Origin of the sequence: Pantanalinema rosaneae CENA516 (assembly GCF_050753385.1) — a bacterium.
GTDB lineage: Bacteria > Cyanobacteriota > Cyanobacteriia > Leptolyngbyales > Leptolyngbyaceae > Pantanalinema > Pantanalinema rosaneae.
This window is the reverse complement of sequence record NZ_JBLZFZ010000010.1, coordinates 1-15,511: the sequence shown is the minus strand read 5'-3', so window position 1 is coordinate 15,511 and position 15,511 is coordinate 1. Positions and strand designations below refer to the sequence as shown.

The 15,511-nt window shown below is 49.3% G+C and carries 13 protein-coding genes; 8 read left to right on the top strand and 5 right to left on the bottom strand.

All coding sequences use genetic code 11. The annotated features are described in order from the left end of the window. Window positions 1-6: 6 nt before the first annotated feature. A complete protein-coding gene (gene pcrA, locus ACN4EK_RS07550) occupies window positions 7-2,364 on the bottom strand; it encodes a DNA helicase PcrA (RefSeq protein WP_431657196.1) in 2,358 nt (785 codons plus the stop codon). Window positions 2,365-2,527: 163 nt separating this feature from the next. Between pcrA and ACN4EK_RS07545 the strand changes: the two genes are divergently transcribed. The 4 genes from ACN4EK_RS07545 (at window position 2,528) to nblS (ending at window position 6,950) form a co-directional block, all read left to right on the top strand. Next, a complete protein-coding gene (locus ACN4EK_RS07545) occupies window positions 2,528-3,052 on the top strand; it encodes a hypothetical protein (protein ID WP_431657194.1) in 525 nt (174 codons plus the stop codon). A gap of 75 nt (window positions 3,053-3,127) precedes the next feature. Continuing rightward, window positions 3,128-3,364, top strand: coding sequence for a hypothetical protein (locus tag ACN4EK_RS07540; RefSeq protein ID WP_431657192.1), 237 nt, complete (start codon window positions 3,128-3,130; stop codon window positions 3,362-3,364). 155 nt (window positions 3,365-3,519) lie between these two features. Then, window positions 3,520-4,812 carry a phosphoribosylamine--glycine ligase gene (purD, locus tag ACN4EK_RS07535; RefSeq protein ID WP_431657191.1) on the top strand — a complete coding sequence of 431 codons (1,293 nt, stop codon included), beginning with the start codon at window positions 3,520-3,522 and terminating at the stop codon, window positions 4,810-4,812. A 122-nt stretch (window positions 4,813-4,934) separates the two neighbouring features. After that, window positions 4,935-6,950, top strand: a complete 2,016-nt coding sequence (nblS, locus tag ACN4EK_RS07530) for a two-component system sensor histidine kinase NblS (protein ID WP_431657189.1) — start codon at window positions 4,935-4,937, stop codon at window positions 6,948-6,950. A 12-nt stretch (window positions 6,951-6,962) separates the two neighbouring features. Here the strand turns inward: nblS and ACN4EK_RS07525 are convergent, their stop codons facing one another. Beyond that, window positions 6,963-7,250, bottom strand: a complete 288-nt coding sequence (locus ACN4EK_RS07525; protein ID WP_431657187.1) for a zinc ribbon domain-containing protein — start codon at window positions 7,248-7,250, stop codon at window positions 6,963-6,965. A 553-nt stretch (window positions 7,251-7,803) separates the two neighbouring features. On the opposite strand from ACN4EK_RS07525, the gene ACN4EK_RS07520 reads away from it, so the two are divergent. Both ACN4EK_RS07520 and def read left to right on the top strand, forming a co-directional pair. Next, window positions 7,804-9,075 (top strand): HhoA/HhoB/HtrA family serine endopeptidase, encoded by a 1,272-nt coding sequence (locus ACN4EK_RS07520; protein ID WP_431657185.1) that lies wholly within the window; start codon window positions 7,804-7,806, stop codon window positions 9,073-9,075. A 128-nt stretch (window positions 9,076-9,203) separates the two neighbouring features. Then, window positions 9,204-9,728, top strand: coding sequence for a peptide deformylase (gene def, locus ACN4EK_RS07515; RefSeq protein WP_431657183.1), 525 nt, complete (start codon window positions 9,204-9,206; stop codon window positions 9,726-9,728). A gap of 12 nt (window positions 9,729-9,740) precedes the next feature. On the opposite strand, the gene ACN4EK_RS07510 is transcribed toward def, so the two are convergent. Both ACN4EK_RS07510 and argS read right to left on the bottom strand, forming a co-directional pair. Continuing rightward, on the bottom strand, window positions 9,741-10,112 hold the full coding sequence (locus tag ACN4EK_RS07510) for a TSUP family transporter (RefSeq protein WP_431657181.1): 372 nt from the start codon (window positions 10,110-10,112) through the stop codon (window positions 9,741-9,743). Window positions 10,113-10,235: 123 nt separating this feature from the next. After that, complete coding sequence (argS, locus tag ACN4EK_RS07505; RefSeq protein ID WP_431657179.1) at window positions 10,236-12,494, bottom strand: arginine--tRNA ligase; 2,259 nt, start codon at window positions 12,492-12,494, stop codon at window positions 10,236-10,238. Between the two features lie 312 nt (window positions 12,495-12,806). Here argS and ACN4EK_RS07500 point away from each other — a divergent pair, with 312 nt between their 5' ends. After that, window positions 12,807-13,649 (top strand): C39 family peptidase, encoded by an 843-nt coding sequence (locus ACN4EK_RS07500; RefSeq protein WP_431657177.1) that lies wholly within the window; start codon window positions 12,807-12,809, stop codon window positions 13,647-13,649. A gap of 35 nt (window positions 13,650-13,684) precedes the next feature. Here the strand turns inward: ACN4EK_RS07500 and nadC are convergent, their stop codons facing one another. Next, complete coding sequence (gene nadC, locus ACN4EK_RS07495; protein ID WP_431657175.1) at window positions 13,685-14,551, bottom strand: carboxylating nicotinate-nucleotide diphosphorylase; 867 nt, start codon at window positions 14,549-14,551, stop codon at window positions 13,685-13,687. 109 nt (window positions 14,552-14,660) lie between these two features. Between nadC and ACN4EK_RS07490 the strand changes: the two genes are divergently transcribed. Next, window positions 14,661-15,176: a methylated-DNA--[protein]-cysteine S-methyltransferase gene (locus tag ACN4EK_RS07490; protein WP_431657173.1), complete on the top strand. Its 516-nt coding sequence runs from the start codon at window positions 14,661-14,663 to the stop codon at window positions 15,174-15,176. The last annotated feature ends 335 nt before the right edge of the window (window positions 15,177-15,511 follow it).

Here is a 15,511-nt window from a genome sequence, read left to right as displayed (position 1 = left end):
ACCGGATTATTCCACTCGTTGCAAGGCGCGATCGTGGGGAAACAAAATCTTTTGCCCCATGCCGGGTAGGCCGGGAAACTGGATCGCCAGCGTGGTTTTAGGACCACTGCCTAACACGCGAGTCACCTGCCCTACGCCAAACTCCTGATGCACCACCCGATCGCCGACATGCCAGGTTTGGGAGCTAGACCGTTTTACCGGAGCGGAACTGGATTTAGTAGCGCTAGCGATCGGCTTTTTACCTCTGGCAGCAAAAGATTTTGCCACATTCGATTCGATTAACTCTTTGGGCAATTCTTCCAAGAAAATTGAGGGATTAGCCTGTTCACGGTTGCCATACAACCGTCGTTCTCGGGCATAGGAAATAAATAGTCGTTCCTGGGCGCGGGTAATACCGACATAACAAAGGCGACGTTCTTCTTCTAATGCGGCGGGATCGTCCATCGATCGATAGTTAGGGAATAAGCCTCGTTCCAAGCCCACCAGGAAGACGACCGGAAACTCCAAGCCTTTTGAGGCGTGTAGTGTCATGAGGGAGACGCGAGTAGCTTCTTCTTCCAAGTTGTCTAAATCTGACGCGAGGGAGGCATTGGCTAGAAACGCGCTTAGACTGCTGTCTTCGCTACCCTCCTGGAATTGTAGTACGGCGTTATAGAGTTCTTGTACGTTCTGCAAGCGGTTTTCGGCTTCATCAGTGCCTTGAGTTTTTAAATCCTGTAGGTACCCCGACTCTTCCAAAACCCCCTGAACAATGTCATTAGCCGGTTGGCTATCCAGTTCTTGCCGAAATTTTTGTAGCATCTGGGAGAAATTCAACACCGATTTAGCCGCTCTGCCTGCCAACGTTTTAACTGAGGTTTCGTCTGTGAGAATTTCCCATAGGGGCACATTTAATTGTTGGGAGGCACTGACTAGAGCATCGATCGTGGTTTTACCAATGCCCCGACGGGGTGTGTTGATTACCCGTAAGAGGCTAAGGGTATCTGAGGGATTGGCGATCGCCCGTAGATAGCCCAATACATCCTTAATTTCTTTGCGATCGTAGAATCTCAGACCACCGACGACCTTATAGGGAATATTCCAGCGCACGAGGGAATCCTCAAAAGCGCGGGATTGGGCATTGGTGCGATAGAGAATGGCGAATCTGCCCCAGTGCAACTCCGGATTCTGGTGTTCCAAATTGCGAATCTGCTGCACGACAAATTCGGCTTCTGCCATTTCATCATCGGCGCGATGCAGATAAATCGGTTCTCCGGCTCCCCGTGTGGGTTTGAGAACTTTGTCAATCCGTTCGGTATTCTTTTCGATCAGTTGGTTGGCGACATCCAGAATGTTTTCGGTAGAGCGGTAGTTTTCCTCCAGTTTGACCATCGTGCGAGTGTCATCATCCGGCAACCCATCGCCAAAGTCATGCTGGAACTCCATCAAAATTGTGAAGTCCGCCGATCGAAATGAGTAGATTGATTGATCCGCATCACCCACCACGAAGATCGATCGATGGTTCCAGTCGGTATAACGGCGGGAGTCTTCGCTATTTGTCACCAGTAAGCGGATCAGGTCGTACTGGGTGCGGTTCGTATCCTGATATTCGTCCACCAGAATATGGCGGAATTTTTGGTGCCAGTAAGCCCGAACCTGTTCATTCTGCCGAAATAGTTTGACGGGCATCAGAATCAGGTCATCAAAATCCAGGGCATTATTTGCCACCAGGACATCCTGATACAGGCTGTAGACATTGGCGATCGTTCGTCCCCGAAAATCCCGTTGCTCCCGTTCTAAGTCCTGCGGCGACCAGCCTTTATTTTTGGCACTGCCGATCGCGTAGCGTACCGATCGGGGATCAAACCGCTTTTCATCCAGATTCAGCTTATTGATCACAATATCTTTTACTAAGGCTTGAGCATCGGAATCATCAAAAATTGAGAATGCCCGCGTCCAGCGCCGTCCTTTTTCGTCCTGATATTTTTCAATGTCAAACCGCAAGATGCGGCAGCAGAGAGCATGGAATGTGCCAATCCACAACTCTTTGGTAATGTTTTTGTAAACTTTGGATTTGAGCCGCGTTTGCTCATGGGGAGTTAAGGCATCCAGGGGTTTGCCAAAGTCTGCCTGAGCTTGGCGATCGGCAAATAGGCGCTCAATCCGCTCTTTCATTTCTCTGGCGGCTTTGTTGGTAAAGGTGACTGCCAGAATATTTTCGGGATCAACCTTATGGGTCAGTACCAGATTCGCGATCCGGTAGGTTAAAGCTCTGGTTTTCCCGGAACCTGCCCCAGCGACCACAAGCAATGGGCCGCAATGATGCTCAACTGCCTGTCGTTGAGAGGGATTGAGGTGGCTAATAAAGTCGGTAATCTGAGTCATGGCAGCTAGAGCAGTGCAGCGAATTGAGGCAAGACATAGCGTATTGTATCTTGCTGTTTCCGGTTACGGGGGATGGATTGAGAAAGGGATGACGGTCAATTTTTAGCGATCGATTAAATCTCGCTAAAATGAGATTCGATTCAGGTAAAGGATGTTAGCAATAGTGACGATAGGGCATATCCTGGCACTGCGGATTCAAGAATTTCTTCCCAATCCATCGGTGTTGAACTGGTATTTTTGGCAGGATTGGCTGGATACCCATCCGACGATCGGTTGGTTGATCCAGAATCCCCTATGGGCGATCGTCTGTCTTCTGTTGGCAATTTTCCTGCTGTGGAAACTGTTAGCAGCAGTGGCTCAATTAGCTGAAAAAATTCTGCTAGCGATTTTATTGTTTCCCTTGAAATTGGGACAGTGGCTGCTGGCAAAAATCACTCATTTCTTCAAAACCACGGTGATCGCGCGATTTCTACCGTCTAAGTCTCCGGAGCCAGAGCCGCCACCCACGGCTAACCCAACCGTGGCGATGCTCAAACCTACTGATCCGGTGCCAGCCCTGAAACCTGCCGTTGCCCAAGATCCGAACCAGCGCTTGACCGATATTGTTAGCCGCTTGGAAGCCCTGCGCCGAGAACAGGATGAATTATTGCAAGAAGTAAAAACGATGCTGCTCTCCGATCGCAGCTAACCTTTCTGCTCGCTACTAAGGCGAGCTTGCCTGCATAAGTGGTGATCCTAAACCTAATAAGTGAGTAGAGGTTCAGTGAATCTCAGCCTGAGCCAACCGCGACCAGGTTCCGCCCCCACGATCGCAGGAGCAGCCGAGATGAAGACGCAATGGCAACATACCCTGATCAAAATTACTCTCTGGTTAGCCACTGAAATTTTGCTCACTTGTGTCGGTTTGGATAACATGGCTGACTACGGCGAGTTTGTGTTTGGTCAAGAGTTCAGTACCACGGGATACCATCAAGCCGCGATTACCGCTTGCTTAAATTAGTGCGATCAATGGATCTTTTCCAACTTTCTCAAAATTTTGTGCCTCCTCGACAGGTATTCCACTGTTCCTCCATGACATAATGGGTTGCATTTGATTCGCGCTGCTCGGCTCATCACACAGTTCGATCGCACGGTTAGACGGAGTGGAAGGACAACGTGAAGGTTTTGGTAGTTGGTAATGGGGGGCGGGAACATGCCCTGGCTTGGAAACTGCTACAGTCGGGTAAAGTGCAGCAAGTCACCTGTGTTCCTGGAAATGGTGGTACGGCGTTAATGCCGCGCTGCCAAAATTTAGCCATGAATGCTCAAGACTTTGAGGGGATTGGACGCTTCGCTTTGGTGAATAACATTGCTCTGGTGGTAGTGGGCCCAGAAGCTCCTCTCGCCAATGGCATTACGGACTATTTGCGGCAGCAAGGACTAACAGTATTCGGACCTACTCGCTTAGGGGCACAGATTGAAGCCAGCAAGGCGTGGGCGAAAGACTTGATGCTGGAAGCGAAGATTCCGACTGCTCAGTCAGCCGTATTTACAGAGGCAGAGCCAGCCTTAGCCTATGTACGATCGCAGGGAGCGCCGATCGTCGTCAAAGCCGATGGTTTGGCATCAGGTAAAGGGGTGACAGTCGCCAGTACGCTAGAGGACGCAGAAGCGGCTATCAATGAAGCTTTTCAGGGAAAATTTGGCACCGCCGGTCAACGCCTGGTGATTGAAGAATGCTTGACCGGACAGGAAGCCTCGATCCTGGCACTGACCGATGGCATAACGATCCGACCGTTAATTGCCGCTCAGGATCATAAACGAATTGGAGAGGGGGATACAGGTGCGAATACTGGAGGAATGGGCACCTATGCCCCCGCCCCGATCGTCACTCCAGCCTTGATGGAGCGAATTCAGCGAGAAATTTTGGAACCCGCGATCGCGGCACTCCGACAGCGCCAAATTGACTACCGAGGTATTCTCTATGCGGGCTTGATGATTACCCCTGAAGGTGATCCGAAAGTGATTGAATTTAACTGTCGCTTTGGCGATCCCGAGACTCAGGTAGTATTGCCGTTACTGGAAAGCCCCTTAGAGGATTTGTTGCTTGCCTGTGCCCAACAACGGTTAGCCGATCTGCCCCCGATCGCCTGGAAGTCAGACTCTGCGGTTTGTGTGGTGCTCGCTTCGGGGGGGTATCCGGAATCCTTTAAAAAGGGACTACCGATTACCGGGATTGATGCGGCTGAAGTGATGGGAGCCACCGTATTCCATGCTGGAACGCAACTGAAGCAAAAAACGCTGGTCACTGATGGGGGGCGAGTGCTAGGGGTAACGGCGGTTGGAGATAGCTTTGATGCCGCGATCGCTCAGGCGTATGAAGCCGTGAGTTGCATCGAATTTGAGGGCATGTACTACCGGCGGGATATCGGCTACCGCGTGAAAACCGTCGAGTCCTCCTCGAGTTAGCCTATAGTAGTTGTTAGTAACGAGGGTGTGATTGTCAGGTTTCAGTTTTTCGCCAGCTTATCGCCTGAATGACTGACAACACCTCACGGTCTCACTCACCACTCAATTTTTGCAAAACCGCCTTGTTTGCTCTGCTGAAGAAGATTCAAGAGATTATTGCCAGTTGGTGGTCGGAGTTTACGCTTCAGACCCGATTGATGGCAGGTGCAACCTTAGTTGTGTCGCTGGTCATGAGTGGGCTGACGTTTTGGGCAGTCAATACGATTCAACAGGATGCTCGCATCAACGATACGCGGTTTGGCAGTGACTTAGGACTGCTGCTGGCAGCTAATGTTGCTCCGCTGGTGGCTGAAGATAACCGGACGGAGTTAGCCAAGTTTTCCCATCGCTTCTATAGCAGTACCTCTAGTATTCGCTACATGCTATATGCCGATGAGGATGGGGAAATCTTCTTCGGGATTCCGTTTTCCGAATCAGAAGTGCAGAATTCACTGACGATTCGACGACGGATTCAGCTTCCCGATAACTATGCGGAACATATTGATACCCCGATGGTGCGGCAGCATTTGACACCGGATGGCGAGGTGACGGATGTTTTTGTCCCCTTAATTTATGAAGGACAGTATCGGGGCGTATTAGCGATCGGGACAAACCCCAATCCTACAGTCGTCACGTCTTCTCATTTAACGCGGGATGTGACGATCGCGGTCTTCGTCTCGATCTGGGCAATGGTGATTTTGGGAGCGGTCTTTAATGCCTTAACCATCACTAAACCGATTAAGGAATTACTGGTTGGGGTTAAGAATATTAGTTCTGGCAACTTTAAACAACGGGTTGATCTGCCCCTAGGTGGGGAATTAGGAGAATTAATTGCCAGTTTCAATGAGATGGCAGAGCGGCTGGAACGCTACGAAGAACAAAATATTGAAGAACTAACGGCAGAAAAAGCCAAGCTAGAAACCCTGGTATCCACGATCGCGGATGGGGCAATTCTGTTAGATACCAACCTGCAAGTGGTACTAACCAATCCCAATGCCTGTCGATTATTGGGATGGGAAGGTCAGCCGATCGAGGACATGAATGTGCTGCATCTGCTTCCTGCCCCAGTACAGGCGGAAATCACTCGCCCACTCTACAAAATTGCCAAAGGAGAATTGCGAGAAGGGGCAGAGTTTCGCATTGCTTTAAGAGATCCGGTGGAACGGACGGTGCGGATTTTGTTAACGACGGTGCTGGATCTGTATCGCGAGAATGTCAAAGGCATTGCGATGACGGTGCAGGACATTACTCGGGAAGCGGAACTGAATGAAGCGAAAAGTCAGTTCATTAGTAATGTGTCCCATGAACTGAGAACGCCCTTGTTTAATATCAAATCCTTTATTGAGACGCTGTATGAGTATGGCGAGGATTTGAGTGAAGAAGAACGGCGAGAATTTTTAGAGACAGCCAACCGGGAAACCGATCGCTTAACTCGATTGGTGAATGATGTGTTGGATCTGTCGCGGTTGGAGTCCTGTAAGCTCTATCACTTTGAAGCCGTGGATCTGGTGCAACCGATCGAGCAAACTCTGCGAACTTACCAACTGAATGCCCGAGATAAGGGGATTGAATTGGTGCAGGAAATTGCTCCCAACCTGCCGCCTGTATTGGGTAACTATGATTTACTCCTGCAAGTATTTACCAACTTGGTTGGTAACTCCCTCAAGTTTACGGAGTCGGGTGGGACGGTGATGATTCGTGCCTACCTTCCCCTAACCCAGCCTGAGTCTGCTAGTGATGATCATTCTGAGTTAACAGAGGATACTGCCAGTAAACCGAAACAAGTGCGGGTGGAAGTCGTCGATACGGGAATTGGGATTGCTCCCGAAGATCAGGAAGCCATCTTCGATCGCTTCTTCCGGGTGGAAAACCGCGTTCATACCTTAGAAGGAACGGGTTTGGGATTATCGATCGTTCGCAATATTATTGAAAAGCATCGCAGTAAGGTGCACCTTCAGAGTGAAGTGGGGGTGGGCACAACCTTCTGGTTCGATTTATCGGTATTTCAAGAGGTTGCGTCGTCTTTAGAAGACGAACTATTAGAAGACGCACCGGCTGTAGATGCTGTGTTACCAGAGACGGCTCCGGTTACGTCGTAGTCAACGTTCTAATTACCGCATAATGGTCACAACCAAACTGAGGATAATCAGTCCAATCAAGGCAAGCCACACCAGATTTCGTTTCAACCAGGTTCTAATCTGGAACTCTGTGGTGTAGCCAGGAGTGGCGTTAGGGCTGGATTGAGTGCGATCGCAGTAGAGCGAACAATCTCTGGCATCCGGTCGTTTTGGCAGTGTGCAAGTATCATCCTCGTCATAGGCACAGGTCGCACATAACGGCTGATCACCTGTAGCGTAGTGCAAGGGAATTCCCACATGGCCATGTGCTTTCAGGGGCATCCGGCAATAGGGACATGTAACTGCCTGGTGCTTAACCGCTTGATGACATCTGGGGCATTCTGGCATGAGTGTGACCGCATGGAATGAATGTTCTTTCTATTACAAGCGATCGACGCTAGCGACAACAAGACTGAAAAACAAAAAAAAGACAGACAAGGCACCTAGCGCTACACCCACCTGGTGTACTTTTGGCATGAGGATCTCCGGAGCGGATGGTTGCCTGTCTGTCTTTGCACTTCATTCACCTGTGATTAGAAAGATATCAGGGCAACGTGTCAATTTCATGTTTCACAGATGAACTTAAAATGACAAATAGAACTTTGCTTGATTAGAGTCTGATCGGGAGCAAGTTAACGGTAGATTGCGTCTACGCTACTTAGCCTAAATATTCATCTACCCGTGATGAAAATGCGATTGAAATGTCACATCTGCCTCCTAAATTAATCATTAGGATTCGCTGGGACACGATCGCACAAGTAATCCAGATGAGAATTGTCAGGATATTCCAGACCGACATTGTTCCAGACTATTCAGAGGACTTAGCGGCATAACGATGAACACTTCACTCGACAAACATAGTAATCGCAAATTCTCCTTGAAGAAGTCAGCATTGTACCTGATGCTACCGATGATGGGAGCGGGTGCAGCGATGATGGGTGGTCATGTCCTATCGAACGGTAGTGTGGGGGCACCTTCGATCGCCCTAAGTACCAGTCCTGCGAATGCTCAAACTATTCAGTCGCCCTCCGAGCTGGCTCAAGTTCCCAGTAGAAGCGGGGCAATTTACTCCGCTGGTGATTCTAACTTTGTGGTGAATGCGGTCGATCGGACGGGACCGGCTGTAGTACGGATTGACTCTTCCCGAACCGTGAGAAATCGCGTTCCCGCTGTGTTTAATGATCCATTCTTCCGGCAATTTTTTGGTCAGGATATTCCGAACCAACCTTCGACCCGAGTGGAGCGAGGTACGGGGTCTGGGTTCATTATTAAATCAGATGGGCTGATTCTGACGAATGCTCATGTGGTGTCGGGTGCCGATACTGTGATGGTGGCGCTGAAGGATGGGCGGGAGTTGCGTGGTCGGGTATTAGGAGCCGATTCCCTGACTGACGTGGCGGTGATTAAAGTAGATGCGGCAAACTTACCAACTGTGGCGATGGGCGATTCGGAAACCCTGCGACCCGGTGAGTGGGCGATCGCGATCGGCAATCCCCTGGGACTGGATAACACAGTAACGGTGGGAATTATCAGCGCTACAGGTCGTCGGAGTTCGCAAGTGCGAGTCCCCGATAAGCGGGTCAGTTTTATCCAAACGGATGCGGCGATCAATCCGGGTAATTCTGGAGGGCCGCTACTGAACCAACGCGGGGAAGTGATTGGCATGAACACGGCCATCATTGGTGGTGCTCAAGGTTTAGGCTTTGCGATCCCTATTAACACAGCCCAACGGATTGCTGAACAACTGGTGGCGACCGGTAAAGTGGATCATCCCTATCTGGGGATTAATATGGTTAGCCTCTCTCCAGAGTTGAAACAGCAGATTAATGCCGATCCGAGCAGTAATATGCGGGTGCAGGAAGACCGGGGGGTGTTGATTGCCCGAGTCATGCCAAATTCTCCCGCCGCTAGAGCAGGGTTGCGGATGGGGGATGTGATTAAGCGGATTAACGGTCAAGACATGACGAGCGCGGATCAAGTGCAGCAAGCAGTTGAACGCAGTTCGGTCGGTGGCACTCTTCAACTGGAAGTCAGCCGCAATGGTCAAGCTGTGAATTTGGCAGTTCAACCTGGAGCCTTCCCAACGCAAACGGCGCAAAGTGAGTAACCAGACCGATTAACTCCTGATATGAATGATTGGTAGGGACAGGAACTTCTGCCCTACCTTTTTGTTGAAAGGCTTCCGTATACTAAGCATGGCTCGGATCATGATTTGAATGGCTGACACTCATTCCTATGGCAAAACAGTTACAGGTAGTTGAACTAGGCAACCCCATTTTGCGACAGGTGGCACAACCCGTTGAAAATATTCACCACGATCGCATTCAGAAATTAAGTCGCGATCTGCTTTTAACGGTTAAGAAAACCAATGGGGTAGGGATTGCTGCTCCCCAAGTGGCTCATGCCGATCGCCTGTTTGTGGTTGCTTCTCGACCCAATTTACGCTATCCCCATGCTCCGGTGATGGAACCGACGGTGATGATTAACCCTCGAATTCTGTCGCATTCCCCGGACGTAGTGAAAGCGTGGGAAGGCTGTTTAAGTGTGCCAGGAATTCGGGGATTAGTGCCCCGCTATCAAGCGATCAGGGTGGAGTATACCGGGTTGGATGGTCGGTTATACCAACAGGAGTTTACCGATTTCATTGCCCGAATTTTTCAGCATGAATTGGATCATTTAGATGGACGGGTATTTCTCGATCGGGTAGAAAGTACCCACGACTTAATGACTGAACAGGAATACATGCGACGAGTCATTTAGTCGCTTCATGATCTACCGGAAAAATAAATAGCGGAACCCAATGGCTAGCAGAAAAACGCCATACAACCTTTTCATGAGTTCGCTACTGACGAAAGTTTGGTTGGCAAATAATGCGCCTAACAAATTTCCCACTAATAGCCCGATCGCAATATAAACTGCATCTCGGATACTAAGATTGCCATTGCGGTGATATACCATTGCTCCGAGAATCCCGATCGGCAAAATTTGGGCGGCGATCGACGTGCCCGTAGCAAACTTTTGATCCATGCCCATCAATAACACCATTGCCGGAACCATAATGGCACCCCCACCGATGCCAAACATGCCACCTGCCACACCGGCGGCGAATCCGATCAACAGCAGTTGGATGACCACACTAGACATAACTCAAGCCCCATCCCTATATCTGAAAGTGTTAACGCTAGTGCATTCCAGCTAAAAAGTAAATAGGTTGCTACTGGCGAACCGAATAGCAACCTCAAGGTAAACTGTCTTCGCTAAACCGTGTTACATTCGCTCTAACACCGGGATTCCTAACAGCGATAACCCCAGTTTCAACGTTCGAGCGGTTAAATCGCATAGAACCAACCGGGACGTTCGGAGGGGTTCATCGGCTTGCAGAACAGGGCAACGATCGTAGAATTGATTGAATTTTTGGCTTAATTCAAACAAGTATTGGCACAGACGGTTTGGTAATAAATCCGCTTCTACTGCATTGAGAATTTGATTTAATTGCAGCAAATGTTTTGCCAAAGCCAGTTCGGTTTCTTCCTGTAAAGAAATCGGTAGGGTTTCTAGCGTGACTGGTGCTAACGTGTGATCCTCTACAGGAGTAATTGCTGGCAAATCAGTTGATTTTGGTAGGAGTGCCACAACCGGACGATCGGCATTTAGATCGGCGGTTTCTGCCAGTTGATCGATCGTGCCATGCCAAAACGCCTGGAATTCTGTAATTAACTCGTCACGATCGCGGGCAAACAATAATCGCTTTGTAGCAAATTGCACCGTTGCCCAGATCCCGATCAATTCAAATAACGGTTGGGCAAAGGGGACGGTATTAATGCCATGAAACAACCCCAGTAGGGCTTGGACAAAGACAATTAAACCGTAGATTCCTAACCCCGTGAGCAAAATGGGTTTCCAATTTGCCAGCAGGTTGGTCAGCCACGGTTGCCAATTCGAGCCAAACTGGGAGGTTGCCATGCCCGCCGGGGGCAGTTCGATCAGGGAATGCTCGATCGCATGAGGCGGTTCTGATGTTGCACTCGCTGCCTCAATGACGGGTACTGTGTCCCCAGTCAGATTATTAAAATCAATCCCACCTTTGCGACTAATGCCCTGAATCCGCACATAGGCATAGAGCATATAAGGGGCTGTATTACCCTGTAGTGCCAGCATTTTGTCATAGCTGAACACATAATCACTGGTGCGATTCTGGCTCAAATCCGCGTATTTCACAGCACCCACGCCAACGGTTTGGGCAACGTGATCAACAAACTCTGATGTTTCCTGCCGCGCTTCTTCCTTTAAGCGAATTTCTAGATCAAAACGGGCACGGGCGATCGCTTCATCCAATAGATCTCGCAGCCGTACTGTTTCCCCAGACCGAGTTTTCAGTTTCTTCCCATCTTCGCCTTTGACCAACCCAAAGGGCACATGAATGACTTCAACGGTGTCAGGCAACCAGCCAGCGCGACGGGCAACCTGAAATACCTGAGCAAAATGATTCGCCTGTCCGGCATCAGTGATGTAAACCAACCGCTCGGCTCCATCCTGATTAATCCGGTAGCGAATGGCGGCAAGGTCGGTGGTGGCATAGTTGTATCCCCCATCGGATTTTTGAATAATCAGGGGTAGTGGCTTGCCATCTTTATTCGTAAAGCCATCTAGAAAGACACACTTGGCACCGTCATCCTCAACCAGCAGTCCAGCCCGTTCCAAATCTTCTACTACTCCGGGTAAGAGAGGATTGTAGAATGATTCACCCCGTTCATTCAGGTGGATGTCTAGCCGATCGTAGATGATCTGGAACTCCCGGCGAGATTGCTCACAGAGCAGTTCCCAGGCGCGGCGGCTTTCCTGATCACCGGACTGTAATTTGACGACCTCTTGGCGGGAAATCTCTTTAAACGCTTCATCCTCATCAAAGCGTTGTTTGGCTTGCTTATAAAATGCAACCAAGTCTCCCAGGTCTACAGCATCAGCTGTTGTTAACGCTTCGGGAGCGACTTCCCGCAGATAGGTGATCAGCATCCCAAATTGAGTGCCCCAATCCCCCACATGGTTGAGCCGCAAGACATCATGCCCCTGAAACTCGAGAATTCGGGCAATGCTATCTCCAATAATGGTCGATCGCAGATGCCCCACATGCATTTCTTTGGCAATGTTGGGACTGGAAAAATCAACCACAATCCGTTTGGGGGCTTTGACAGCATCCACTCCGAGCCGAAAGTCAGTCTGCATTTTCCGCAGTTCTGCTTCCAGGTAAGTCGATTTCCAGGTCAGATTGATAAACCCCGGCCCGGCGATCGTCGGTGGCTCACAAAAATCACTGACATCGAGATGCTGCACCAGTTGTTCTGCGATCGCTCTTGGTGGTTGACCCAGAGGCTTGGCTAACGACAGCGCCACATTCGATTGGTAATCGCCAAACTTGGGATTACTCGCTGGTACTAACATCGGGTCAGTTCCCGCATAGCCCGCACCAAAGGCACTGATTAATGCCTGCTCAAAGCGGGTTTTTAATTGGGCGATCGTCGAATTCATAGCAACCACTTAGCAAGTGCATCTATCTAATTTAACAAGCTAGTTGCTCATCTCCGTTCACTTGGTTAACCGAATGTCAACTTTGCTCGGGCAATCATGCCATAGCGCTTACCTTGTATCAATTGGTGAAATTTTACTTTACAGGCGAAATTCCCTGGCTAGAATGACCACAAAATAGGCGACTCATCGAGTGCATTTAAGCGATGACCGGGGAATAATTTGAGATAGACGGAGCGAACTGCACACGATTGAGGATGCAGTGGTCATAACGTAAATTTTTCTGTCATACGAAATTCATCGGGGATGTAAATTATGCCAAAGCTGATTATTGAAGTCGATACATTTCTCAAAAAGCGAGTCTTAGGCTCCTCCGATCTGGCTGACTCTGAAAAGGTGTTTGTGCGTAAAGGCACTACATTTGATGTCGTGGAATATGCCCCCGATCGTAGCCAGCATTTATTTTTGAAACTTGCTGAGCCTGTCGCAGCCAGAGATGGCAAAACTCAACTGCAAGTGGTGTATGGCTATGATCCACATCTTAAGGTTGAGGGAGAAATCATTAATCAGTTGATCAAGCTGAATGTCCCTTACTTCTCTCAGCTCAATAATGATCCATCGATCTTTGGACCGGGTTGGCGGCAGTGCAATACAACGAGCCATGCCATGCTAGTTGACTTTCTGCTTAAAGGGGAATTAACTCAAAAAGCCAAACAGCAGGGCTATCCAGAACCAGAATCTGTCTATATGCGGCTTGTTGGTAAGTATGGCGATACCACTGATATGAGTGCGCAGACCCGCGCCTTACGAGACTTGGGCATAGAATCCTATTTCAGCTATACCCTATCGTCTAAGGATCTGTTGCTGTCGCTGAAAGCCGGTATACCCGTTGTAGTAGGCTTTGCCTATAAGATCTCAGGTCATATTTGCCTGATTGTGGGGCATGATCCCATTCAAAAAGTCTGGCTGGTTCATGATCCCTATGGCACCCGCTTGGGAGCGAGCGATTCCTATGATATTGGGATTGGTGGGGCTTACGATCCTTACACCTATGACACGATGCAAAGAGTGTTTTGGGATATGGGTGGAGAAGCGGGCTGGGGTAGAATCATCACCAGCGTCAAAGGTACTCCCACTGGTCTACCAACCGGACTTTGAGATTGAACTTTGGGGTTGAACGCGATCACGCTAGTTCACTTGATTTTCATACTCAGATCTAACCAGGTCGATCGCGTAATGGGGGCACTACTAGAAATATAGTCAACCCCAGTTTCTGCCACCGATCGAATCGTATCCAGGGTAATGTTGCCGGATGCTTCAATCTTAATGCGATCGTTGGTCTGTCGAATTAAGTGAACAGCCTGTCGCATTTGGTCTACAGGCATGTTGTCCAGCATAATGATATCGGCTCCCGCCTCCAAGGCTTCTTGCACCTGCTCTAAGGACTCTGTTTCGACCTCAATTGTTAGGGGATAGGGAATCTGGTGGCGCACCTGGGCGATCGCAGGTCGAATGCCGCCTGCTGCCACAATATGGTTGTCTTTCAGCATTACCGCATCATCCAACCCCATCCGATGATTAATTGCCCCACCAATTTGAGTGGCATACTTTTCCAGTATTCTCAGCCCTGGTGTTGTTTTGCGGGTATCGACTAATTTCGTTGGCAAGTCGGCAATTTGATCCACATACTGCCGTGTCATAGTGGCAATACCGCTTAACCGCATCACCAGGTTTAAGGCTGTACGTTCGCCCGTCAGCAATGTTCCTAAAGCGCCTTTAATTTCAGCGATTACTATCCCAGACTGACAGAGTTCTCCCTCAGCGACACGAAATATAAAGGTCGTTTCTGGGTCGAGGATTTGAAACACTCTAGCGGCGATCGGCAACCCTGCCACCCGTCCGGTTTCTTTTGCAATCCACGTTGCCTGTCCCCCAGGATGACTGGAAAGATTCAGACTTTGAGTAGTGCGATCGCCCCGCCCAATATCCTCTAACAACCAACTCTTTAACAATTCATCTAAAACTAGCAGTGGTGGCAGTCCCGTAGTTGAGTAATTCATGTCCAATATCATGCTTGATTGCCTACAGCTATAGCTTGTCTATAGCCGAGAATGTAGTTCTATTAGCGTTAACGCAACTATCATGCTCCCATAGTGAATTGACATTTCTATGGTTCAACTCCTAACGGCCACACTCAACTCTCCCCTAGGCAAAATTTTGCTGGTTTCGCATGAGACCCACCTCTGTGCCTTAGATTTTGCCGATTACGAAACCCGAATGCTTACACTTCTGCAAAAACGGTACGGTTCATTCAGGTTATCGGCAACCACCTATTTGCAGGACATTAGCGATCGTATTACAGCCTATCTAGCAGGTGATTATCATGCCTTGGATGCAGTCCCTGTCAGTACAGGTGGCACTCCTTTCCAGCAGCGAGTTTGGGCAACCCTGCGCACCATCCCACCCGGAACTGTCATCTCCTATCGCGATTTAGCAGAGCGAATTGGTCAGCCCAATGCTTGCCGTGCTGTGGGGATGGCAAACTCTCAAAACCCGATTGCCATTGTCCTACCCTGCCATCGAGTCATTAGTTCAAACAATCAACTGACAGGATATGCAGGCGGACTCCCTCGTAAATACTGGCTTCTGCAACATGAAGGGCTAGATGTGTCGCTATTCCAGTAGCAAAGCGGTCTTCAGACCAGGCTGGCAGTGCAAGTTCTGAGGACTCTATCCTTCCAGTGAGAAAGCTTACTCGTGAAAAGGCTTTCAAACACCGTATCAAGGAAAACTTGCAGCGATCGTAACACTGAACTTTTCCAGCTTTCTCAAAATTCCCAAAAACCTAGTTGACAGGCAATTTTGGATTGCGCTATCTTAGTAAAGCGGTCGAAGGGGCGAAGCGAAAGCGACGTGTTCCCAAGGTCGTTAAGAACCTAGGAAATCGAATAGTTTGAAAGCCATCATAGCACAAAAGCCACGTCAAAGAAACGAGAAGTGGTTAAGTGGTTTAGATGTGA